The organism is Pseudonocardia sp. TMWB2A (genome assembly GCF_017312135.1).
On record NZ_QKQY01000002.1, the window covers coordinates 473,702 to 491,973 of the forward strand.

The 18,272-nt window shown below is 76.7% G+C and carries 16 protein-coding genes; 10 read left to right on the plus strand and 6 right to left on the minus strand.

What is annotated here, in order from left to right:
• The first annotated feature begins 172 nt into the window (after positions 1-172).
• The 3 genes from DMP17_RS16535 (at position 173) to DMP17_RS16545 (ending at position 2,343) form a co-directional block, all read left to right on the plus strand.
• Positions 173-583, plus strand: a complete 411-nt coding sequence (locus DMP17_RS16535; protein WP_226356145.1) for a hypothetical protein — start codon at positions 173-175, stop codon at positions 581-583.
• On the plus strand, positions 580-1,566 hold the full coding sequence (locus DMP17_RS16540) for an Acg family FMN-binding oxidoreductase (protein ID WP_226356144.1): 987 nt from the start codon (positions 580-582) through the stop codon (positions 1,564-1,566). The genes DMP17_RS16535 and DMP17_RS16540 overlap by 4 nt, the downstream gene beginning before the upstream one ends.
• Positions 1,567-1,698: 132 nt before the next feature.
• Positions 1,699-2,343 carry a response regulator transcription factor gene (locus DMP17_RS16545; protein ID WP_337829996.1) on the plus strand — a complete coding sequence of 215 codons (645 nt, stop codon included), beginning with the start codon at positions 1,699-1,701 and terminating at the stop codon, positions 2,341-2,343.
• Between the two features lie 5 nt (positions 2,344-2,348).
• Here DMP17_RS16545 and DMP17_RS16550 read toward each other — a convergent pair whose 3' ends face one another.
• Complete coding sequence (locus DMP17_RS16550) at positions 2,349-4,064, minus strand: sensor histidine kinase (protein WP_337829997.1); 1,716 nt, start codon at positions 4,062-4,064, stop codon at positions 2,349-2,351.
• Between the two features lie 128 nt (positions 4,065-4,192).
• Between DMP17_RS16550 and DMP17_RS16555 the strand changes: the two genes are divergently transcribed.
• The 3 genes from DMP17_RS16555 to cydB all read left to right on the plus strand — a co-directional run bounded on the left by DMP17_RS16555 (position 4,193) and on the right by cydB (position 7,757).
• On the plus strand, positions 4,193-5,197 hold the full coding sequence (locus DMP17_RS16555) for an Acg family FMN-binding oxidoreductase (RefSeq protein WP_337829998.1): 1,005 nt from the start codon (positions 4,193-4,195) through the stop codon (positions 5,195-5,197).
• A 147-nt stretch (positions 5,198-5,344) separates the two neighbouring features.
• The gene (locus tag DMP17_RS16560) at positions 5,345-6,745 is read left to right on the plus strand and encodes a cytochrome ubiquinol oxidase subunit I (RefSeq protein ID WP_443217891.1); all 1,401 of its coding nucleotides are present in this window, start codon (positions 5,345-5,347) and stop codon (positions 6,743-6,745) included.
• A 13-nt stretch (positions 6,746-6,758) separates the two neighbouring features.
• Complete coding sequence (gene cydB / locus DMP17_RS16565) at positions 6,759-7,757, plus strand: cytochrome d ubiquinol oxidase subunit II (RefSeq protein WP_337830000.1); 999 nt, start codon at positions 6,759-6,761, stop codon at positions 7,755-7,757.
• Positions 7,758-7,778: 21 nt separating this feature from the next.
• Here the strand turns inward: cydB and DMP17_RS16570 are convergent, their stop codons facing one another.
• Positions 7,779-8,594 (minus strand): helix-turn-helix domain-containing protein, encoded by an 816-nt coding sequence (locus DMP17_RS16570; protein WP_337830001.1) that lies wholly within the window; start codon positions 8,592-8,594, stop codon positions 7,779-7,781.
• 102 nt (positions 8,595-8,696) lie between these two features.
• Here DMP17_RS16570 and DMP17_RS16575 point away from each other — a divergent pair, with 102 nt between their 5' ends.
• Positions 8,697-9,422, plus strand: coding sequence for an SDR family oxidoreductase (locus tag DMP17_RS16575; RefSeq protein ID WP_337830002.1), 726 nt, complete (start codon positions 8,697-8,699; stop codon positions 9,420-9,422).
• 12 nt (positions 9,423-9,434) lie between these two features.
• On the opposite strand, the gene DMP17_RS16580 is transcribed toward DMP17_RS16575, so the two are convergent.
• Positions 9,435-10,475: an NAD(P)-dependent alcohol dehydrogenase gene (locus DMP17_RS16580; protein WP_337830003.1), complete on the minus strand. Its 1,041-nt coding sequence runs from the start codon at positions 10,473-10,475 to the stop codon at positions 9,435-9,437.
• 92 nt (positions 10,476-10,567) lie between these two features.
• On the opposite strand from DMP17_RS16580, the gene DMP17_RS16585 reads away from it, so the two are divergent.
• The 3 genes from DMP17_RS16585 to DMP17_RS16595 all read left to right on the plus strand — a co-directional run bounded on the left by DMP17_RS16585 (position 10,568) and on the right by DMP17_RS16595 (position 12,640).
• Entirely contained in the window at positions 10,568-11,146 is a 579-nt protein-coding gene (locus tag DMP17_RS16585; protein ID WP_062401936.1) for a TetR family transcriptional regulator, read from the plus strand.
• Positions 11,147-11,368: 222 nt separating this feature from the next.
• A complete protein-coding gene (locus tag DMP17_RS16590; protein ID WP_337830004.1) occupies positions 11,369-12,427 on the plus strand; it encodes a fatty acid desaturase family protein in 1,059 nt (352 codons plus the stop codon).
• Between the two features lie 48 nt (positions 12,428-12,475).
• Positions 12,476-12,640, plus strand: a complete 165-nt coding sequence (locus DMP17_RS16595; protein ID WP_337830005.1) for an RGCVC family protein — start codon at positions 12,476-12,478, stop codon at positions 12,638-12,640.
• 218 nt (positions 12,641-12,858) lie between these two features.
• Here DMP17_RS16595 and DMP17_RS16600 read toward each other — a convergent pair whose 3' ends face one another.
• The 3 genes from DMP17_RS16600 to DMP17_RS16610 form a co-directional block, all read right to left on the minus strand.
• A complete protein-coding gene (locus DMP17_RS16600; protein WP_337830006.1) occupies positions 12,859-13,725 on the minus strand; it encodes a sugar phosphate isomerase/epimerase family protein in 867 nt (288 codons plus the stop codon).
• A 148-nt stretch (positions 13,726-13,873) separates the two neighbouring features.
• Positions 13,874-16,120 carry a class I SAM-dependent methyltransferase gene (locus tag DMP17_RS16605; RefSeq protein WP_337830007.1) on the minus strand — a complete coding sequence of 749 codons (2,247 nt, stop codon included), beginning with the start codon at positions 16,118-16,120 and terminating at the stop codon, positions 13,874-13,876.
• Positions 16,051-18,264, minus strand: coding sequence for an ATP-binding cassette domain-containing protein (locus DMP17_RS16610; RefSeq protein WP_226365724.1), 2,214 nt, complete (start codon positions 18,262-18,264; stop codon positions 16,051-16,053). Before DMP17_RS16610 ends, DMP17_RS16605 begins: the two co-directional genes overlap by 70 nt.
• Between the last annotated feature and the right edge of the window lie 8 nt (positions 18,265-18,272).

Consider the following 18,272-nt stretch of genomic DNA (forward strand, 5'->3'; position numbering starts at 1 on the left):
TCGGGGCGGACGCTAGGAACGCCGCCCGGCTCCGCACATCGATCGAACGGCGACGGCCTCCGACCGAAGTCGTAGTGCGGGACCTTCGGCCCGGGCCGGGCGTGCCGCCCGGCCCTGCCCCGACCGTCGTTCCCGGAGGAGCATCGGTACCGGGACGACGGAGGAGGTCACCATGGTCGAGGTGCGCGGGGAGCTCACGGTGATGGTCGCGCTGGCCGGTGCCGACCGGCGGTCGCTGGACACCGCGGCCGCGATCGGGGCCGAGCTGGCCGGGCAGGGGCTGCGCCCGCTCGTCGTCCGGGCGGGCGACGCCCGCACGCTCGCCGGGGTCGCCGGCGTCGTGCTCGTCGGGGCGTGGGGCAGGCCGTGGGCCCGCGTCGCCGCGAGCCGGTTCCTGCACCGGCACGCGGCGGTGCTGCGGGTCCGACCGCTGTGGATGGTCGACGCCGCGCCCGCCGGGGACGGCCGTCCGCACCCGGTGCCGGCGCCGGACCTGGAGCTCCCGGTGCGGCTGCACACGGCCGGGACACCCGGCGGGCGGGAGTGGACGGCCGGGCTCGCCGCCGCGGCGGTGTCGCGGTGACGGCGGCGTCGCCGTCCGGGCCGGAGGTGCTGCGCCGCGCGCTCACGGCGGCGGTGCGCGCCCCCTCGGTGCACAACACCCAGCCGTGGCGCTGGCGGGTCGCGACCGACCGGCTGGAGCTGCACGCCGACCCCGACCGGCGGCTGCCCTTCACCGACCCCGACCGGCGCGACCAGCTGGTCAGCTGCGGGTCCGCGCTGGGCTTCCTGCACGTCGCGCTCGCCGCGCTCGGGGCGGGCCACGAGGTCACCCGGCTCCCGACCGGGGACCGGAACCACCTGGCGACGGTCCGGCTCACCGGGGCTCCCCCGGACCCCGCCGACCACACCGTGGCGGCGCTGGCCCGGGCGATCCCGCGCCGGCGCACCGACCGGCGGCCCTTCCGCGAGGGTGTGGACTCGCGGCACGCACGCGCGGTCCTCGGCGAGCACGCGGCGCGGTACGGCGCCACCCTGCACACCGTGACCGACGCAGTCGCCCGCGAGCACCTCGCGGCGCTGGAGGACACGGCGGCGCGGGAGGCCCGCGCCCGGCCCGGCCAGGCCGCCGAGCTGCTGGTCTGGACCCACCGCTACCCGGGCTCGCACGACGGGGTCCCGGCCGGGTCGCTCCCCCGCGGCGCACCGTGGCGGCCGGGCCCCGACCTGGGCGTGCGCTTCCCGGGCGGCTCGCTGCCGGCCCGGGCCGCCGTCCGCGACGAGGCCACGATCATGGTGCTGACCACCCGCGCCGACGACGACCCGGCCCGGCTCGCCGCCGGGGAGGCGGCCGGGGTCGTGCTGCTCGCCGCCACCGCGCTCGGTCTCGCGACCTGCCCGCTCTCGCGGGTGCTGGAGGCGTCCCGGACCCGGGCGGACCTGGCCCGGCAGGTCCTGCGCACCGCCGACCACCCGCAGCTGCTGCTGCGCGTCGGCCGCCCCCAGGACGACGCCGAGCTCCCGGAGACACCGCGCCGCAGGCCCGCCGACGTCCTGCTGCACTGACCGCCGCACCGGCTGCCGCACCGATGTCCCCGTGACCGGGAGCACCCGGGCGCCGGGACCTTCGGCCCGCCCGGTGTGCCCGGAACGCCCGTTAGCCTCGGCCCGACGACGACCCGGCCCCGGAGGACGACGATGACGATCTCGGTGTTCCTGCTCGACGACCACGAGATCGTGCGCCGCGGGCTGGCCCAGCTGCTCGGCATGGAGGACGACATCGAGATCGTCGGCGAGGCCGGGACCGCGGCGCAGGCCCTCGCCCGCATCCCCGCCCTGCGCCCGGACGTCGCGCTGCTCGACGTCCGGCTGCCCGACGGCGACGGCGTCTCGGTGTGCCGCGACCTGCGCTCGGCGGTCGTCCCGCCGCCGGCCTGCCTGATGCTGACCTCGTACTCCGACGACGAGGCGCTGTTCGGCGCGATCATGGCCGGGGCCGCGGGGTACCTGCTCAAGCAGGTCGCGGGCGTCGACCTGGTCGGTGCCGTGCGCACGGTCGCCGCCGGCGGCTCGCTGCTCGACCCGCGGGCGACCGCCGCGGTGCTGGCGCGGCTGCGCACCGGCGGGTCCGACCCCGACCCCCGCTACGACACCCTCAGCCCGCAGGAGCAGCGGATCCTCGGACTCGTCGCCGACGGGCTCACCAACCGCCAGATCGGCGCCACGCTGCACCTCGCCGAGAAGACCGTGAAGAACTACGTGTCCTCGATCCTGCACAAGCTCGGGTTCTCCCGGCGCACCGAGGCCGCCGTCTACGCCGTCGAGCGCCGCCACGGGCGCTGACCCGCTCAGCCCAGCGGGACCGTCCACCGCAGCCGGGTGCCCCCGGTCGCGACGCGCTCGACGACCGAGGTGCCGCCGAGCTCGGCGGCGCGGTCGGCGATGTTGCGCAGCCCGCTGCGCCGGCCGGTGGGGCCGATGCCGCAGCCGTCGTCGACGACCTCCGCGGACAGCTCCTCCCCGGCGTCGACCCGCACGTGCAGCCGGGCCGCACCGGAGTGGCGGACCGCGTTCGACGTGGCCTCGCGCACCACGGCCAGCAGGTGTACGGCGACGTGCGCGGGCACGACGGTGTCGACCGGTCCCGCGGTGTCGACGGTCGCGTCGATCCCGGACGCGGCCGTCACCTGCGCGACGGTGTCGAGCAGCCGCCGTCGCAGACCGCCGCCGCCCTGGTCCGCGGTGTGCAGGTCGAAGATCGAGGTGCGGATCTCGCGGACCGTGCGGTCCAGCTCGTCGACGGCCTGCCCGACCTGCTCGCGTACGGCGGCGCCCGCGGCGTCGTCGCCGGCGCGGCGCAACGTGCCCTGCAGGGTGAGGCCGACCGCGAACAGCCGCTGGATGACGTGGTCGTGCAGGTCGCGGGCGATGCGGTCGCGGTCGGCGAGCACCGCGAGCTCGCGCTGGGTGCGCTGCTTCTCCCCCAGCTCCAGGGCCAGCGCCGCCTGGTCGGCGAACGACACCAGCAGCGGCACCTCCGACGGCCGGAACGGCGGGTCGCCGGGGGCGCGGCGGGCGACCAGGACCCCGCTCACCCGGGTCACGGCCCGCATCGGCACCGCGACGACCGGTCCGCGGGCGCCGTCGACGCTGACCGCGGCCTCGGTGACGTCGGCCAGGACCGGCTGGCGGAGCTCGACCGCCCGGCGCAGGAGCGCGTCGTCGGGGCCGCCTGCCAGTGGCGGACGGCCCGCGGTCGCGCCCTCCCGGAAGCCGCCGTCGTCGTCGGGGCCCAGGGCGATCAGGGTCCCGTCGGCCCGGGACAGCTCCAGGCTGCGCCGGGCGACGAGCGCGAGCGTGTCGGCCTCGCCGGTGCCGGCCAGCACCTCGCCGCGGATCTCGGCCAGCGCCTCCAGCCACTGCTGACGGAGCAGGCCCTGCTCGAACAGGTCGGCGTTCTGCACGGCGATCCCGGCCGCGGCGGCGAGCGCCATGAGGATCAGCTCGTCGTCGGCGGTGAACTCGGTGCCGGTGCGCTTCTCGGTGAGGTAGAGGTTGCCGTAGACGGCGTCGCTGACCCGTACGGGGACGCCGATGAAGCTGCGCATCGGCGGGTGGTGGGGCGGGAAGCCGACCGAGGACGGGTGCGTCGACAGGTCGTGCAGGCGCAGCGGACGCGGGTCGGCGATCAGCTGGCCGAGCAGGCCACGGCCCTCGGGCGGGCGTCCCAGCGCGGTGCGGGTCGCCTCGTCCAGGCCGACGTCGACGAAGCGGGCGATGCTGCCGTCCGGGGCGAGCACGCCCAGCGCGCCGTAGCGGGCGTCGACCAGGTCCACCGCGGACTGCACGATCCGCTGCAATGTGGTGTCCAGCTCCAGACCGGCCGCGACCCCGAGCACCGCGTCGAGCAGCCGCTGCGTCCGCCGCCGGGTGGACGCGATCTCGGCGAGGCGGTCCTGCACCTCGCCGATCAACTGGTCCAGGCGCAGGCCCGCCAGCAGACCGGAGATCTCGCCCTGCCCGTCACCGTCCCCGCGACCGTGTCCCTCGTCCGTCGTCGTCACCGGGCCGACGATACGGCCGGCGTCCGGCACGGGCCGGGACCTTCGTACCTGTCCCACCGGCACCGGCGGCGCCCACCATCGCCACGGAGGCACCGGTGAACGCCCGGTCGCCGGGAGGGACGCACATCATGGACACCGTCGGCACGGCCGCGCCGGTCACCCCGATCCTCGGACTCGACGCCGCGGCGACCGCCCGGGTGCTGGCGACGGCGGGCCTGGCGCCGTCGCTGCACAACGCCCAGCCGTGGCGGTTCCGGGTCGGAGCCGACCACCTCGAGCTGCGGGCCGACCCCGCGCGACGGCTGCCGGTCGCCGACCCGACCGACCGCGAGCTGCGGATCGGCTGCGGAGCGGCGCTCTACGCGCTGCGTCTCGCGCTGGCCGGGGCCGGCATCCGCCCGCTCGTCACCCGCCTCCCCGACCCGTCGGACCCGGGACTGCTCGCGGTGGTCCGGCGCGGCGCGGCGATGCCGGCCACCCCCGAACAGCGACGGCTGCTGGAGGCGGTGCCCCGCCGGCACACGAACCGGCGACCGTTCTCCGACGTCCCCGTGCCGAACCCGACCCGCTTCGCGCTCACCCGCGCCGCGTTCGAGGAGGGCGCCTGGCTCCAGCTGGTGACCGACCCGGGGGACCTCGCGGTGCTGGGCGGCCTCGCCCGCGAGGCGCACGCCCGCCAGTCCGCCGACCCCGCGTTCGTCGCGGAGATGGCGGCCTGGACCGGCCGGCACAGCGGTCTCGACGACGGCGTACCCGCGTCGGCGGGCGGGCCGCTGCCGGCCCCGAACCAGCCGTGGGTGACGCGGGACTTCGGCGGGTCCGCCCACCCGCGGCCCGCGCCGGCCGCCTTCGAGTCGGCCCCGCTGATCGCGGTGCTGACCTCGCACCTCGACGGTCCCCGCGACGACCTGCGCGCCGGCGAGGCCCTGGCGCGGGTGCTGCTGACCGCCACCGCCGAGGGCCTGTCGGCGTCGCCGGTGTCCCAGCTGGTGGAGGTCCCCGACGTGCGGGAGCGGGTGCGCCGCTCGCTCGCCCGGGACCGGCCCCCGCAGGTCGTCCTGCGCCTGGGCCACGGGGTCCCCGTCCCGGCGACGCCGCGACGCCCGGCCGCCGACCTGGTCGACCCGGCCTGACCCGGCCCGGCCCGGGACCTTCGTCCCGGAGCGGGCGGGCCGTCCGGTACACCGCGGACCGACCTTCGCCCGGAGCCCCGACCACCCGGTCCGGACGACGATCGGGTGACGGGTCCACACGGGACCCGCCGGCTCCGGAGGGGCGTGATGAACCTCGACCTCGCGCGGTGGCAGTTCGCGATCACCACCGTCTACCACTTCCTGTTCGTCCCGCTGACGATCGGCCTGTCCCTGCTCGTCGCGGGCCTGCAGACCACCTGGTTCGTCACCGCCGACGACCGCTGGCTGCGCGCGACGCAGTTCTGGGGAAAGCTCTTCCTGATCAACTTCGCGATGGGCGTCGTCACCGGCATCGTGCAGGAGTTCCAGTTCGGGATGAACTGGAGCGACTACAGCCGCTTCGTCGGCGACATCTTCGGCGCCCCGCTGGCGATCGAGGGCCTGCTCGCCTTCTTCCTGGAGTCGACCTTCCTCGGTCTGTGGATCTTCGGCTGGGACCGGCTGTCGAAGGGCGTGCACCTCGCCTGCATCTGGCTGGCCGCGATCGGGACGGTGCTGAGCGCCTACTTCATCCTCGCCGCGAACTCCTGGATGCAGCACCCGGTCGGCTCCACCGTGAACGCCGCGACCGGCCGGGCGGAGCTGACCGACTTCGGTGCGCTGCTGACCAACTCCACCGCGGTCGGGGCGTTCTCCCACACCCTGACCGCCTGCCTGGTGACGGCCGGGATGTTCCTGGTCGCGATCAGCGCCTGGAACCTGGTGCGGGGCCGCCACCCCGAGGTGTTCCACCCGTCGATCAGGGTCGGGCTGTGGACGACGCTCGCCGGGAGCCTCGGCGTCGTGCTCACCGGGGACCTGCAGGCCCGGCTGATGACCCAGCAGCAGCCGATGAAGATGGCCGCGGCGGAGGCGCTCTACGACACCGTCGCGCCGGCGTCGTTCTCGGTGTTCACCATCGGCTCGCTCGACGGCACCCGCGAGCTGTGGAGCCTGCGGGTGCCGCGGCTGCTGTCGTTCCTGGCCACCGGCACCTGGGACGGCGAGGTGGAGGGCATCCACCAGCTGCAGGACAGGGCCGTCGCCGCGTTCGGGCCGGGTCTGTACACACCGGACATCCCGCTCAGCTACTGGATGTTCCGGCTGATGATCGGCTTCGGGCTGCTGGCGGCGCTGCTCGCCGTCGTCGGGCTGTGGCTGACCCGGCGTTCCCGGGCGACGCGGCGGCCGCCGCGCTGGTTCGGCCCGGCCGCCGTCCTGGGTCTGGCCGCGCCGCTGCTCGCGAACTCCGCGGGCTGGATCTTCACCGAGGCGGGCCGCCAGCCCTGGGTCGTCTACGGCGTGCTGCGCACCGCCGACGGCGTCTCGCCGAGCGTCGGCTGGGCGTCGGTGCTCACCTCGCTGGTCGTGTTCACGCTGCTCTACGGCGCGCTGGCCGTCGTCGAGGTCGTCCTGCTCGTCCGGGCCGTGCGCGCCGGTCCGCCGCCGCCCGCGGGCGTCGCCGACCCGGAGCCGGCCGGGACCACCGCCCCCGTACCGACCTACTGAGGAGGGGACCGACATGGCACTCGTCGACGTCTGGTTCGTCCTGATCGCGGTCCTGTGGACCGGTTACCTCTGCCTGGAGGGCTTCGACTTCGGGGTGGGGATGCTGCTGCCCGTCGTCGCCCGTGACGAGCCCGACCGCCGCGTCGCGCTCGGCACGATCGGCCCGGTGTGGGACGGCAACGAGGTGTGGCTGATCGTCGCGGGCGGCGCGACCTTCGCCGCGTTCCCCGAGTGGTACGCGAGCCTGTTCTCCGGCTTCTACCTGGCGTTCCTGCTGCTGCTGGTCGCGCTGATCCTGCGCGGGATCGCGCTGGAGTACCGGGGCAGGGAGCCGCGCTGGGCCCCGGTGCTGGACCGCGTGCTGACCGGCTCGTCGCTCGCCGCGGCGCTGCTGCTCGGGGTGGCGCTGGCGAACATCGTGCACGGTGTCCCGCTCGACGCCGACCACGAGTTCACCGGCACGCTGCTCACCCTGCTCCACCCCTACGCGCTGCTCGGCGGCGTCACCACGGTGCTGGTCTTCGCGCTGCACGGGGCGGCCTTCCTCGCGCTGAAGACCGACGGCCCGGTGCGCGAGCGCTCCACCACCGTCGCGGTGACGGCCGGGCTGTGCGCGATCCCGGCGGGTGCGGCGTTCCTGGTCTGGACGCTGCTCGACGGCGCCCCGGTGTGGATCGTCGCCCCGGTCCTGGTCGCGGCCCTCGGGCTGGCCGGCGGGACCCTCGCCGCCGTCCGGGGCCGGTCGGGCTGGTCGTTCACCGCGACCACGGTCGCGATCGTCGCCGTCGCGGTGACGCTGTTCGGGTCGCTGTACCCGGACGTGCTGCCGTCGACGACCGACCCGGCCTTCTCGTTGACCGTGGTGAACGCGGCGTCGACGCCGTACACCCTGACGATCATGACCTGGGTGGCCGCGGTCGTCACGCCGGTCGTGCTCGCCTACCAGGCCTGGACGTTCTGGGTGTTCCGGCGGCGGCTGACCCGCGAGGACGTGGTGGACGCGGCGCACTGAGACCCCGGGCCGAGGACGGTGTCAGGCGCGGGACGCGGCGGCGATCCCCAGCAGCTCCAGCCGGTCCGCCGTCTCCGACCCCGGCTCGCACCCGTAGACGACGAGCTGCTGTCCCGGCGCCGACCGGACGTCGAACGACTGCAGGTGCAGGTCCAGCGCGCCGACGTCGGGGTGCACCAGCCGCTTGTGCTCGGCACCCTTGCCCCGCGCGTCGTGCCGGGCCCAGTGCTCGGCGAACTCGGGGCTGCGGTCCAGCATCGCCGTGAGGACCTGCCGGACACGGGGGTCGTCGGGGGCCTGGCCGTGCAGCACCCGGAACCCGGCGACGGTGTTCGCCGCCGCGGCGGTCCAGTCGGCGTAGAAGGTGCGGGAGGCCGGGTCCTCGAAGACCTTCTCGACGAGGTTGGTCCCGGGGGCGAACCCGAGCGCCGCCCCGAGCCGGTTGGCGCCCAGCACGTCGTAGCCGCGGCCGAGGACGATCGCGGGCCGGCCCGGCCAGCTGTCCAGCAGGGCCGCCAGCTGCGGGTCGAGCCGCTCGTCCGCGATCGGGGCCCGGGGCCGCGGCGCCGCCCCCGCCAGCCGGAACAGGTGCATCCGGGCGTCGTCGTCGAGCCGCAGGACGGCCGCGAGCGCCTCCAGCACCTGCGCCGACGGGTTCCGCTCGCGGCCCTGCTCCAGCCGCACGTAGTAGTCGGCGCTCATCCCGACCAGCAGCGCGACCTCCTCACGACGCAGCCCCGGGACACGACGGACCCCCGCCGAGACCAGGCCGACGGCGTCCGGGGTCACCAGTGCGCGCCGGGTCCGCAGGTACTCGCCGAGCGGTGTGGCCACCATGGACGCGACCCTAGGCGACCCCGCGCCGGCCCGGGTGGGTGTGGCACTCCCACGACCGTCGCGCCCTGCCGCGCCGTCGCCGCGGCTCGTAGGAAGGAGGACATGAACGACACGAACCCCACCCCCGTGGCCCTGGTGACCGGCGCGAGCAGTGGCATCGGCCGCGCGATCGCCGCCCGGCTCGCCCACGACGGCCACCACGTGATCGCCACCGCCCGGCGGGCCGACCGGCTCGCCGACCTCGCCGCGCAGGTGCCCGGCATCGAGCCGCACCCGGTCGACGTCGTGGACCGCGACGCCCTCGTCGCGCTCGTCGACGACGTCGTCGCCCGGCACGGGCGGATCGACGTCGCCGTCGCCAACGCCGGGGTGATGCCGCTGTCGCGCCTCGACGCCGGCCTGGTGCAGGAGTGGGACCGCATGGTCGACGTGAACGTCCGGGGGCTCCTCCACACGATCCACGCCGTCCTGGGGCACTTCACCTCCGCGGACCGGGGCCACTTCGTGACGACGGCCTCGGTCGGCGCGCACGAGGTGGACGCGACGGCGGCGGTCTACGCCGGCACCAAGCACGCGGCGTGGGCGATCACCGAGGGCCTGCGTCTGGAGTCGTCGCCGGGCATCCGGGTCACCACGGTGTCCCCCGGTGTCGTGACCTCCGAGCTCGCCGACAGCATCACCGACCCGACCGCCCGCGACGCCATGGCCGTCTACCGCAGGCACGCGATCGCACCGGAGGCCGTCGCCGACGCCGTCGCCTACGCGGTCGGCACCTCCCCCGAGGTCGACGTCAACGAGATCCTCGTCCGGCCGGTCCGGCAGCGCTGAGCGCCGGGCCGGTCAGAGCCCGGTGACGTCGACGACGAAGCGGAACCGCACGTCCCCGCGGGCGAGCCGGTCCAGCGCCTCGGTGAACCGGTCCGGGCCGACCACCTCGACGTCGGCGACGATGCCGTGCTCGGCGGAGAAGTCGAGCATCTCGCGGGTGACCGGCACCCCGCCCGACCCGGTGCCGGCGATCCGCTTCTCCCCCACCACGAGGCTCAGCGGGTCGACCGTGAGCGGCTCCGGCGGGATGCCGACCAGCACGTAGGTGCCGTCGACGGTCAGCGTCCGCAGGTAGGGGTCCAGGTCGAGGGCGACGCCGGTGGTGTCCAGCAGCAGGTCGACGGTGCGGAACGCGGCCGCCATCGCATCGGGGTCGCGGGTGAGCACGACGTCGTCGGCGCCGAGGGCCAGGGCGGCGTCGCGCTTTCCGGCACTGGTCGTGAAGGCGACGACCCGCGCGCCGAGGGCGGTGGCGTACTTCACCGCCAGGTGGCCGAGCCCGCCGATGCCGACGACCCCGACCGTCGTCCCGGGGCCGGCGCCGAAGCGGCGCAGCGGCGCGAACGTGGTGACCCCCGCGCACAGCAGCGGCGCGGCGGCGGCCGGGTCGAGCCCGTCGGGCAGGGCGTGAACGAAGTGCCGGTCGACGACGATGTGCGAGGAGAACCCGCCGCGGGTGGTGCCGCCGAGGTGCGGGTCGGGACCGCCGTAGGTGAGCGTCGGGAACTCCGCGCAGTCGTTCTCCCGGCCCGCGCGGCAGGCGGGACACCGTCCGCAGGACCCGACGATGTTGCCGACGGCGACCCGGTCCCCCGGCGCGAGGTCGGTCACCGCCGTCCCGACGGCGTCGACGACTCCGGTCATCTCGTGTCCCGCCACCAGCGGGAACGCCGACGGGTCGGCGCCCCGCAGGGCGTGCAGGTCGGTGGCGCAGACGCCACAGTGGGTCACCCGCACCACGACGTCGCCGGGCAGCGGGTCGCGCCGCTCGAAGGTCCAGCGCTCCGGGGCACTCCCGGGGCGGTGCACGGCGATTCCGGTGGTCTCGATCATGACGACGCCTTTCGTGACAAACCAGTTGGTTACGAACGACGCTACGACCCCGCCGGCTGGATCGCAACTGAACGGTTGGTTATGGTGGCGACGTGCCCCGGGACGGATCCGCCACCCGCCGCCGCCTGCTCGACGCCGCGGCCGCCGAGTTCTCCACCCACGGCATCGCCGGGGCGCGGGTGGACCGGATCGCGACCGCCGCCGGGGCGAACAAGGCCCAGATCTACGCCTGGTTCTCCTCCAAGGACGGGTTGTTCGACGCGGTGTTCGCCGAGCACCTCGCGCTGATCCTGGAGATGGTCCCGTTCGAGCCCCGCGACCTGCCGGGGTACGTCGCCCGCCTCTACGACGCCTACGTCCGGCGCCCGGAGGTCGTGCGGCTGGCGATCTGGGCACGCCTGGAACGCACCCCCACCGGTGACCTGATGACGGTGGTCGCCGACGACGTCGAGGCCAAGATCGACGCGGTGCGCGCGGCCCAGGCCGACGGCCTGGTCGACCCCGATCTCGACGCGCGGGACGTCTACCCCCTGGTCATCGGCCTGTCGCTGGCCTGGTCCCCCGCCTCCCCGACGATCACCGCCGACCCGGCCGACGCCGCCGCGGTGCACGAGCGCCGCAGGGCGGCCCTGTCGGCGGCGGCCCGCCGCGCCTTCCGACCCGGCTCCTGAGGAAGCTCCCGCCCGGGCCGCGACCGAGCGCGGGTGTGCAGCCCGGCGACCCGTGTGCCACATTACGGAGGCGTGACCGTGCCGTCCCGTGGTGCGGTTCCGACCGTTCCCGCACAGGCCCGGGTCGCGTGTCGCTGTCCCCGGCGGCTCGTTCCGACGCGTGAGCCGTGCGGTCGTGAGGACCGCTCGTCCCGTGTCCCGAGGGTCGACCGGAGAGCACGCATGACGACGCCCCCACCCACCGTCCCGTCCACCCGCGGTACCCGTCCGACGACGGCGGGCGGGTTCGGCGAGCTGGCCGCCCTGGTGTCCGGGGCGGGTCTGCTGCAGCAGGCCCGCCGGGCCTACCTGCTCCTGTTCGCGGCGAACGGGGTCCTGCTCGCCGGCGGCCTCACCGTGTTCGTGTGGCTCGGCCCGTCCTGGTGGCAGCTGCTGCTCGCAGTGTTCTTCGCGGTCGTGACCACGCAGCTGGCCTTCATCGGCCACGACGCGGGCCACCGTCAGATCTTCGCCGGCCGGCGCGCCAACGACGTCGTCGGCTACCTGCACGGCGGGCTGGTCGGGCTGAGCTACGGCACCTGGGTCACCCAGCACACCGCCCACCACGCCCACCCCAACCACGCCGACGACGACCCGGACATCGACATCCCGGTGCTCGCCTTCAGCCCCGAGCAGGCCGCCGCCGCTCGCGGACCGGTCCGGTGGATGATCGGCCACCAGGCGTACCTGTTCCTGCCGCTGCTGTTCCTGGAGGGGTGGAGCCTGCACGTCACCGCCGTCCGGAGCGTGCTGCGCCGCGAGGTCCCGCGCCCGTGGCTGGAGGGGGCGCTGCTCGTCGCCCATGCCGTCGGCTACCTCGGTGCGGTGTTCTGGGTGCTCTCGCCGCTCCAGGCGGTCGCGTTCGTCGTGGTGCACCAGGGACTGTGGGGGGTGTACATGGGACTGGCGTTCGCCCCGAACCACAAGGGCATGCCGATCATCCCCGCCGGGCAGCGGATGGACCACCTGCACAAGCAGGTGCTGACCTCCCGCAACGTGCTCGGCGGCCGGGTGCTCGACGTCGCACTGGGCGGCCTGAACTACCAGATCGAGCACCACCTGTTCCCGCGGATGCCGCGCCCGCACCTGCGTCGCGCCCAACCGGTGGTGCAGGCGTTCTGCACCGCCCACGGCCTGCCCTACACCCGGACCGGGCCCCTGCGTTCCTACGCCGAGGTCCTGCGTCACCTGCACGCGGTCGGCGCCCCGCTACGCCGCCCCACCGGGCCACCGGCCCCCTGACCCGTCCCCGGGTCCGCTCGGGGCGACCCCCGAAGGAGCACCACCACCATGAACGACCGGCAGCCCGCACCCGACACCGACGACACCGACCCGGACGACCTCTGCCCGGTCTGCCCGCACCGCTGGGCGGACCACGACGCCATCGACCGGAGGTTCTGCTCGGCGAAGATCGCGGGCGGGTCCTCGCAGGGGTGCGTCTGCGCCAAGAGCTGACGGCCCGCCGGATCCACGTCGTCGCGCTGCTCGCGCGCAGCGGGGTGGGCCGCCCCCGGCCGGACGCGCGGTGATCCGCTCGGCGCGTGTGTCCGGACGCGCGCGCCGGGCGGATCAGCGCGCGCCGGGCGGACCAGCGCGCGCCGGGTGGATCACCGCGTGTCAGGCGGACCAGCGCGCGCCGAGCGGATCACCGCGCGCCGGGGCGCCGCCCGGGGTCAGCCCGCCGCCGCGGTCAGGACCGCGTCGGCGGTGTCGAACGCCCTCCGGCAGGCCGTCGCGACGTCGAGGGCACGGTGCTCGTCGGAGAGGATCTCCACGCCCCACGGTCCCCGCCACCCGGCCCGGCGCAGCGACGCGATCGCACCGGTGAGGTCGAAGTCGCCGTCGCCGCAGTACCGCCGGCGGTGCACGGTGTCCTCGAACAGCGTGCCGACCACCGTGCGGTCGGCGTCGTTCAGCTCGACCCCGATGATCCGCTCGACCGGCACGGCGGCGAGGTCGGCGACCGGTGTCCCGCCGCGCTCGGTGTGCCAGACGTCGATGATCACCCCGGCGTTGTCGTGGCCGGCCGCCTCGACCAGGCGGAGGCCGTCGGCCAGCGTCGCGATGTTCGACCAGGGGAAGAACTCGATGCCCAGCCGGACACCGCTGTCCGCGGCCCGGGCCGCGAGGTCACCGAACCGCGCCGCCCACCGCGCCGGGTCCCAGGGTGCGCCCGTCCCGTCCGGGGTGACCTTGATGTGGCGGGCTCCGAGCGCCGGCGCGGCGGCCAGCAGCAGGTCGCGGACCGCGTCCGCGGTCTCCCGCTCCGGCCCGTCGTCGGACCACCAGGCCGGGACGTCCTCCAGCTCAACGTGGGTGATGCCGTTCTCCTCGAACAGCGCGCGGACCCCGTCGAACCCGCCGTGGGCGCGCATCGCCGCCGGCAGGTCGGCCGACAGCAGGCCGAACCCGCGGAACCCCGCCGCGGCGGCGGCCTCGACCCGGGTCCGCAGGGGCACCGGGCTGCGCAGGTCCGCCCGGTCGGACGCGGCGTCGCCCGCCGAGGTCCAGCACGTCGCCATCAGGGGTTCGCCGAACACGGGCCCACCTTCCCCGGTACCCGTGCCGGCGCGCGGGCGTGCGCCGGAGGACGACCGTGCCCCAGGCAACGCGCCGTCGGACCCGATGTCCAGCCCCCGTCCCGCTCCGCGTCGTCCGCCGCCCGGCACGCCGGGCCGGGCGGCGGGCTCACGGCGTCGCCAGGAGCAGCTGCTGCCCCAGCACCCGCAGGTCGTCCGTGCCGTGGGGCAGCGCCGCGACCGGCCGCAGACCGGCGGCGGCGAGCTCGGCCCACCACTGCCGCTCGGTCAGGAAGATCCGGTCGGTGCCGGCGCGCAGGTCCCCGCTGCCGGCGGCGGCCGCGCCCGGACGCGCGGACATGAGGAACTGCATCGACACCAGCGCCGGGAGGTGCTCGCGGGTCGACTCGACCAGGGCGAGCACCCCGCCGGGGGCCAGCACCCCGCGGACGGCGGCGAGCGTCGCGCGGACGTCGACGGCGTTGTGCAGGACGTTCGCCGCGACGACGAGGTCGTGGCGGCCGTCGTGGGCGGCCAGGTCGGTGGTGACGTCGAGCAGCGCGGTCCGCACCCCGGGGAACCGGGTCGCGGCCAGGTCGAGGAAGAACCGGGAGACATCGGTGAACAGGTAGTCGACCGGCGCCTCCCCCAGGCCGTCGAGGACGGCGCGGGTGCTGCCGCCGACGCCGCCGCCCAGCTCCAGGACGCGCAGCGGCTCCGCCCGGGTCCGTGCGGTGCTCGCGGCGAGGTGGGCCAGCGCCCCGTTGAGGTAGGTGTTGATCGTGTTGTCCTGGTAGCTCGCCAGGGCGGTGGCGATCTCGCCGTCGGGGAACAGCAGCGCCTGCAGCGGCACCTCGTCGCGCAGCAGCTCGGGCAGGTGGGCCATGGCGGCGGCGAAGAACTCGACCATCGCGGGCGGGTAGCCCAGGTCGGCGCAGGCCGCGTGCAGCGCGCCGTCCGGCTGCGGTCCGGGGTCGCCGTGCGCGGCGAGCTCGGCCCGCCACCGCCGCACCAGCCACGCGTGCCGCGGGGCGACCTCCGGGTCCCCCGCGTCGAGCACCGAGGCCATGGCACGCAGCGCGACGGCGTCGAGCCGGGCGACCGCGTCGGCGGGGCCCGCGTCGCCGGCCGGTGCGCCGCCGGGCAGCGCGGCCCGGCCCGCGGCGTCGGCCGCGGCGATGTCGTCCGACCCGACGACGGGCAGCAGGGCCGTCGCGTCGGTACCGGTGAGACGCCGCGCGAGCGGCCCGACCCGGCTCCGCACGAACGCGGGGAACGGCTCGTGGGCCCGGCCCGGGCCGGCCAGCCCGGCGGCGGGTCGGGCGGCCGCGGCGGCGGGCCGGGCGACCGCCAGCAGCTCGGGGTCGTCCGGGTCGAGCAGGACGGCGGCGTCGTGACCGGCGAGGTCGGTGCGCAGCCGGGCCGCGGTGACCGCGTGCGGGCCGGGACGCAGCAGCGCGTTGGGGATGCCGCGGATCACGACCGGCTCCGTCCCGGCCAGCGGGTCGCCGGTCCAGTCCAGGACCTCCGGGACCGGATCGGGGCCCGCGTCGACGTGCAGGACGGCGTCGAACCGGTGGCGCGACAGCTCGGTGTCGTCGGTGAGGGTCTTGGCGTACACGGCGACGGCGATGCGGCGCCCGCCCGCGAGGGCCGCGGTGGCGAGGGCGGCCGGGTCGACCAGCAGCTCGCGGTCCGCCGCGGCGCGGTCGGCGACGGTGCGCGCCAGGGTGTCGTCGTCGAGGTCGGGCTCGGTGGCGGTGACGGTCTCCCGCCAGTGCCGCAGGTGCAGGCCCGCGTGCCGCACGTCGCCGACGACGACCGTCCCCCCGGCCGCGACGACCGCGGTCGCGGTGCGGAGCACCTCGGTCAGGTAGGCGAGGTCGGGGAAGCACTGCGTCACCGAGTTGATCACCACGCAGTCCGGTGCCCGCCCGCCGAGCGCCTCCCGCACGGCGGCCGAGCGGGCCTCGTGCGCGGCGGCCCGCACGACCCTCACCCCGGGCGCGGCGGTGGCGCGGTGCCGGTCGACGACGTCGCCCGCGATGTCGGTGCCGACGTAGGCGTCGACGTGCGGGGCGATCCGCTCCAGCAGCATCCCCGTGCCGCAGCCCAGCTCCAGCACCCGGCGCGGGCGCGCGGCGAGCACGAGCTCGGCCGTGCGGTCGGCCCACTCCCCCATGTGCGCGGCGGGCAGCGGCGCGCCGGTCCCCGAGGCCCGCCAGCCGGCCAGCGGCGACGGGTCGGAGTAGGTCCAGTCGTAGACCTCGGTCCAGTGCTCGCGGTGCTCGACGACGAGGGCGCCGTCCGGCGGGACGAGCGCGGCCGGGTCGACGACGACCCGGGTCAGGTCCTCGCCCCGGGTGATGCGCGCGATCCAGGGGTGGGTCGGGTCGGCGGTGGGTTCGGTGCGCACCGGGCGGTTCCTCTCGGTCCTGTGGCGGGGTCGGGGTGGGTGGGGGTGAGGTCGACGACGTGGTCGGCGCGCTCGGCGAGCGCGCGGTCGTGGGTGGTGGCGAGCACGGCGAGGCCGTCGGCGCGGGCGGCGTCGAGCAGGTCCAGGACGGCGGCCGTGGTCGCCGCGTCCAGTGCGGAGGTGGGCTCGTCGGCGAGCAGTACCGCGGGGCGCACGGCCAGCGCCCGGGCCAGCGCGACCCGTTGCCGCTGCCCGCCCGACAGTGCCGCGGGCCGCCGTCCGGCGACCTCGGGCGGCAGGCCGAGGTCGCCCAGCAGCCGGACCGCCTCGGCGCGGGCGCCGGCGGCGGACAGGCCGTGGAGCCGGCGCAGCGGGCGGGCGACGGCGGCCCCCGCGGTGCGGGCCGGGTTGAGCTCGTGGACGGGGTGCTGCCCGACCAGCGCGACGACGCCCGGGGTGCGGCCGCGTACCGGCCACGGTGTGGCGGCACCGGCCAGTGCGAGGGTGCCCCCGGTGACCGGCCGCACCCCGGCCAGTGCCCGGAGCAGGGTGGTCTTGCCGCAGCCGGACGGCCCGGTGACCACGGTCAGCCCGCCGGGCCGCACGGGCACGTCCACGTCCGCGGCGGCGCCGGGGACGGCCGTGGTGACGTGCCGCGCGTCGAGGACCGGCGCCGCGGTGGGAGACGGCGGTGTTCCGGCCCCGGACGGCGGCGGACCGGCCGGGGACGACGGCGGCGCGGGGGCGCCCACCCGCACGACCCGGTCGGCGACCGTGGCGACGGCCGGGTCGTGGGTGACGACGAGGGTGACGCCGCCGCGGGCGCGCAGCAGCGCGACGACGACGGCGGTCGCGGCGGGGTCGAGGCCCGCGGTGGGCTCGTCGAGCACGAGCAGGGCGGGGTCGCCGGCCAGCGCCCTGGCGAGCGCGACCCGGCGGGCCTGGCCCCCGGAGAGCCGATCGGGCCGCAGCCCCCCGACGGCCGCCGGGTCGAGGCCGACCGCACGCAGCGCCGCGTCCGGGTCGGGGACGGGCAGCTGGGCCCGGGCGTCGCGCAGCGGGTGCAGCGCCGGGTCCTGCCCCAGCAGCCCGAGTGTGCGTCGTCGCCAGGCGCGCCTCCGGGGCAGCGCAACGCCGTCCCAGCCGACACCGCCCGAGACGGCGCGCAGTCCCCCCGGCAGGGTGCCCAGGACCGCGTGCAGCAGCGTGGTCTTGCCGCTCCCCGACGAGCCGACGACGGCAACGACCTCCCCGGGGTGCGCGTCGAGGTCGGGGCCGTCGAGGACGACGCGCCCGTCGGGGTCGAGGACGCGCAGCCCGCGCACGGTGAGCCCGGGGCCGGGCGGCACCGGGCCGCCGGGGACCCGCGTCGTACCGGCGTGTGCGGGCACGAGCCGCAGCGACACCACGGCCAGCACCGTCGCGACGGCACCGAGCGCGACGGCCGGGGCGAGCACCGCGGCCGGGTTCACCGTCAGCCCGGGCAGGTTCTCCCGCAGCATCACCGCCCAGTCCGGGGCCGGCGGCGGCGGGCCGAACCCGAGCACCGAGGTGGCCGCGGCCAGCTGCAGCGCGAGCACGGCGCGGCCGGCGAGGTCGGCGGCCACCAGGGGTGCGTGCGCGGGCAGCACCTCGCGGACCAGCACCGCGACCGGGCGTTCGCCGTGGACGAGTGCGGCCTCGACGTGGCCCGCGGTGCGGGCCCGGGCGGTGGCGTCGGCGACGACCCGGACGGTGAGCGGCGCGCCGCCGACGACGGTGCCGACGACCACCGCGGCCGGCCCGGGCAGCGTCACCGCGGCGACCAGGACGAGCAGCAGCAGCGGCACCGCGACCAGCAGGTCGCTCAGCGCGGTGACGGCGCGCGCGCGGCGCCCGCCGGTCCACCCCACCCACAGCCCTCCCGCGGTGCCGATCGCCGTGGCGAGCAGGGCGGCGGCCACCGCCGTCGTGACCGGTCCGGTGCCGCCGTCGAGCACCCGGGCGAGCACGTCGCGGCCCAGGACGTCGGCGCCCCACGGCAGGCCGGGCCGCGGCGGGGACCACGGCGCGGCGACGACCCGCAGCGGGTCGCCACCGGCGAGCGGACCCGCGACGGGCAGCGCGACCAGCAGGCCGAGCAGCAACCCTCCGGGCAGGAGCACGGCGCGCC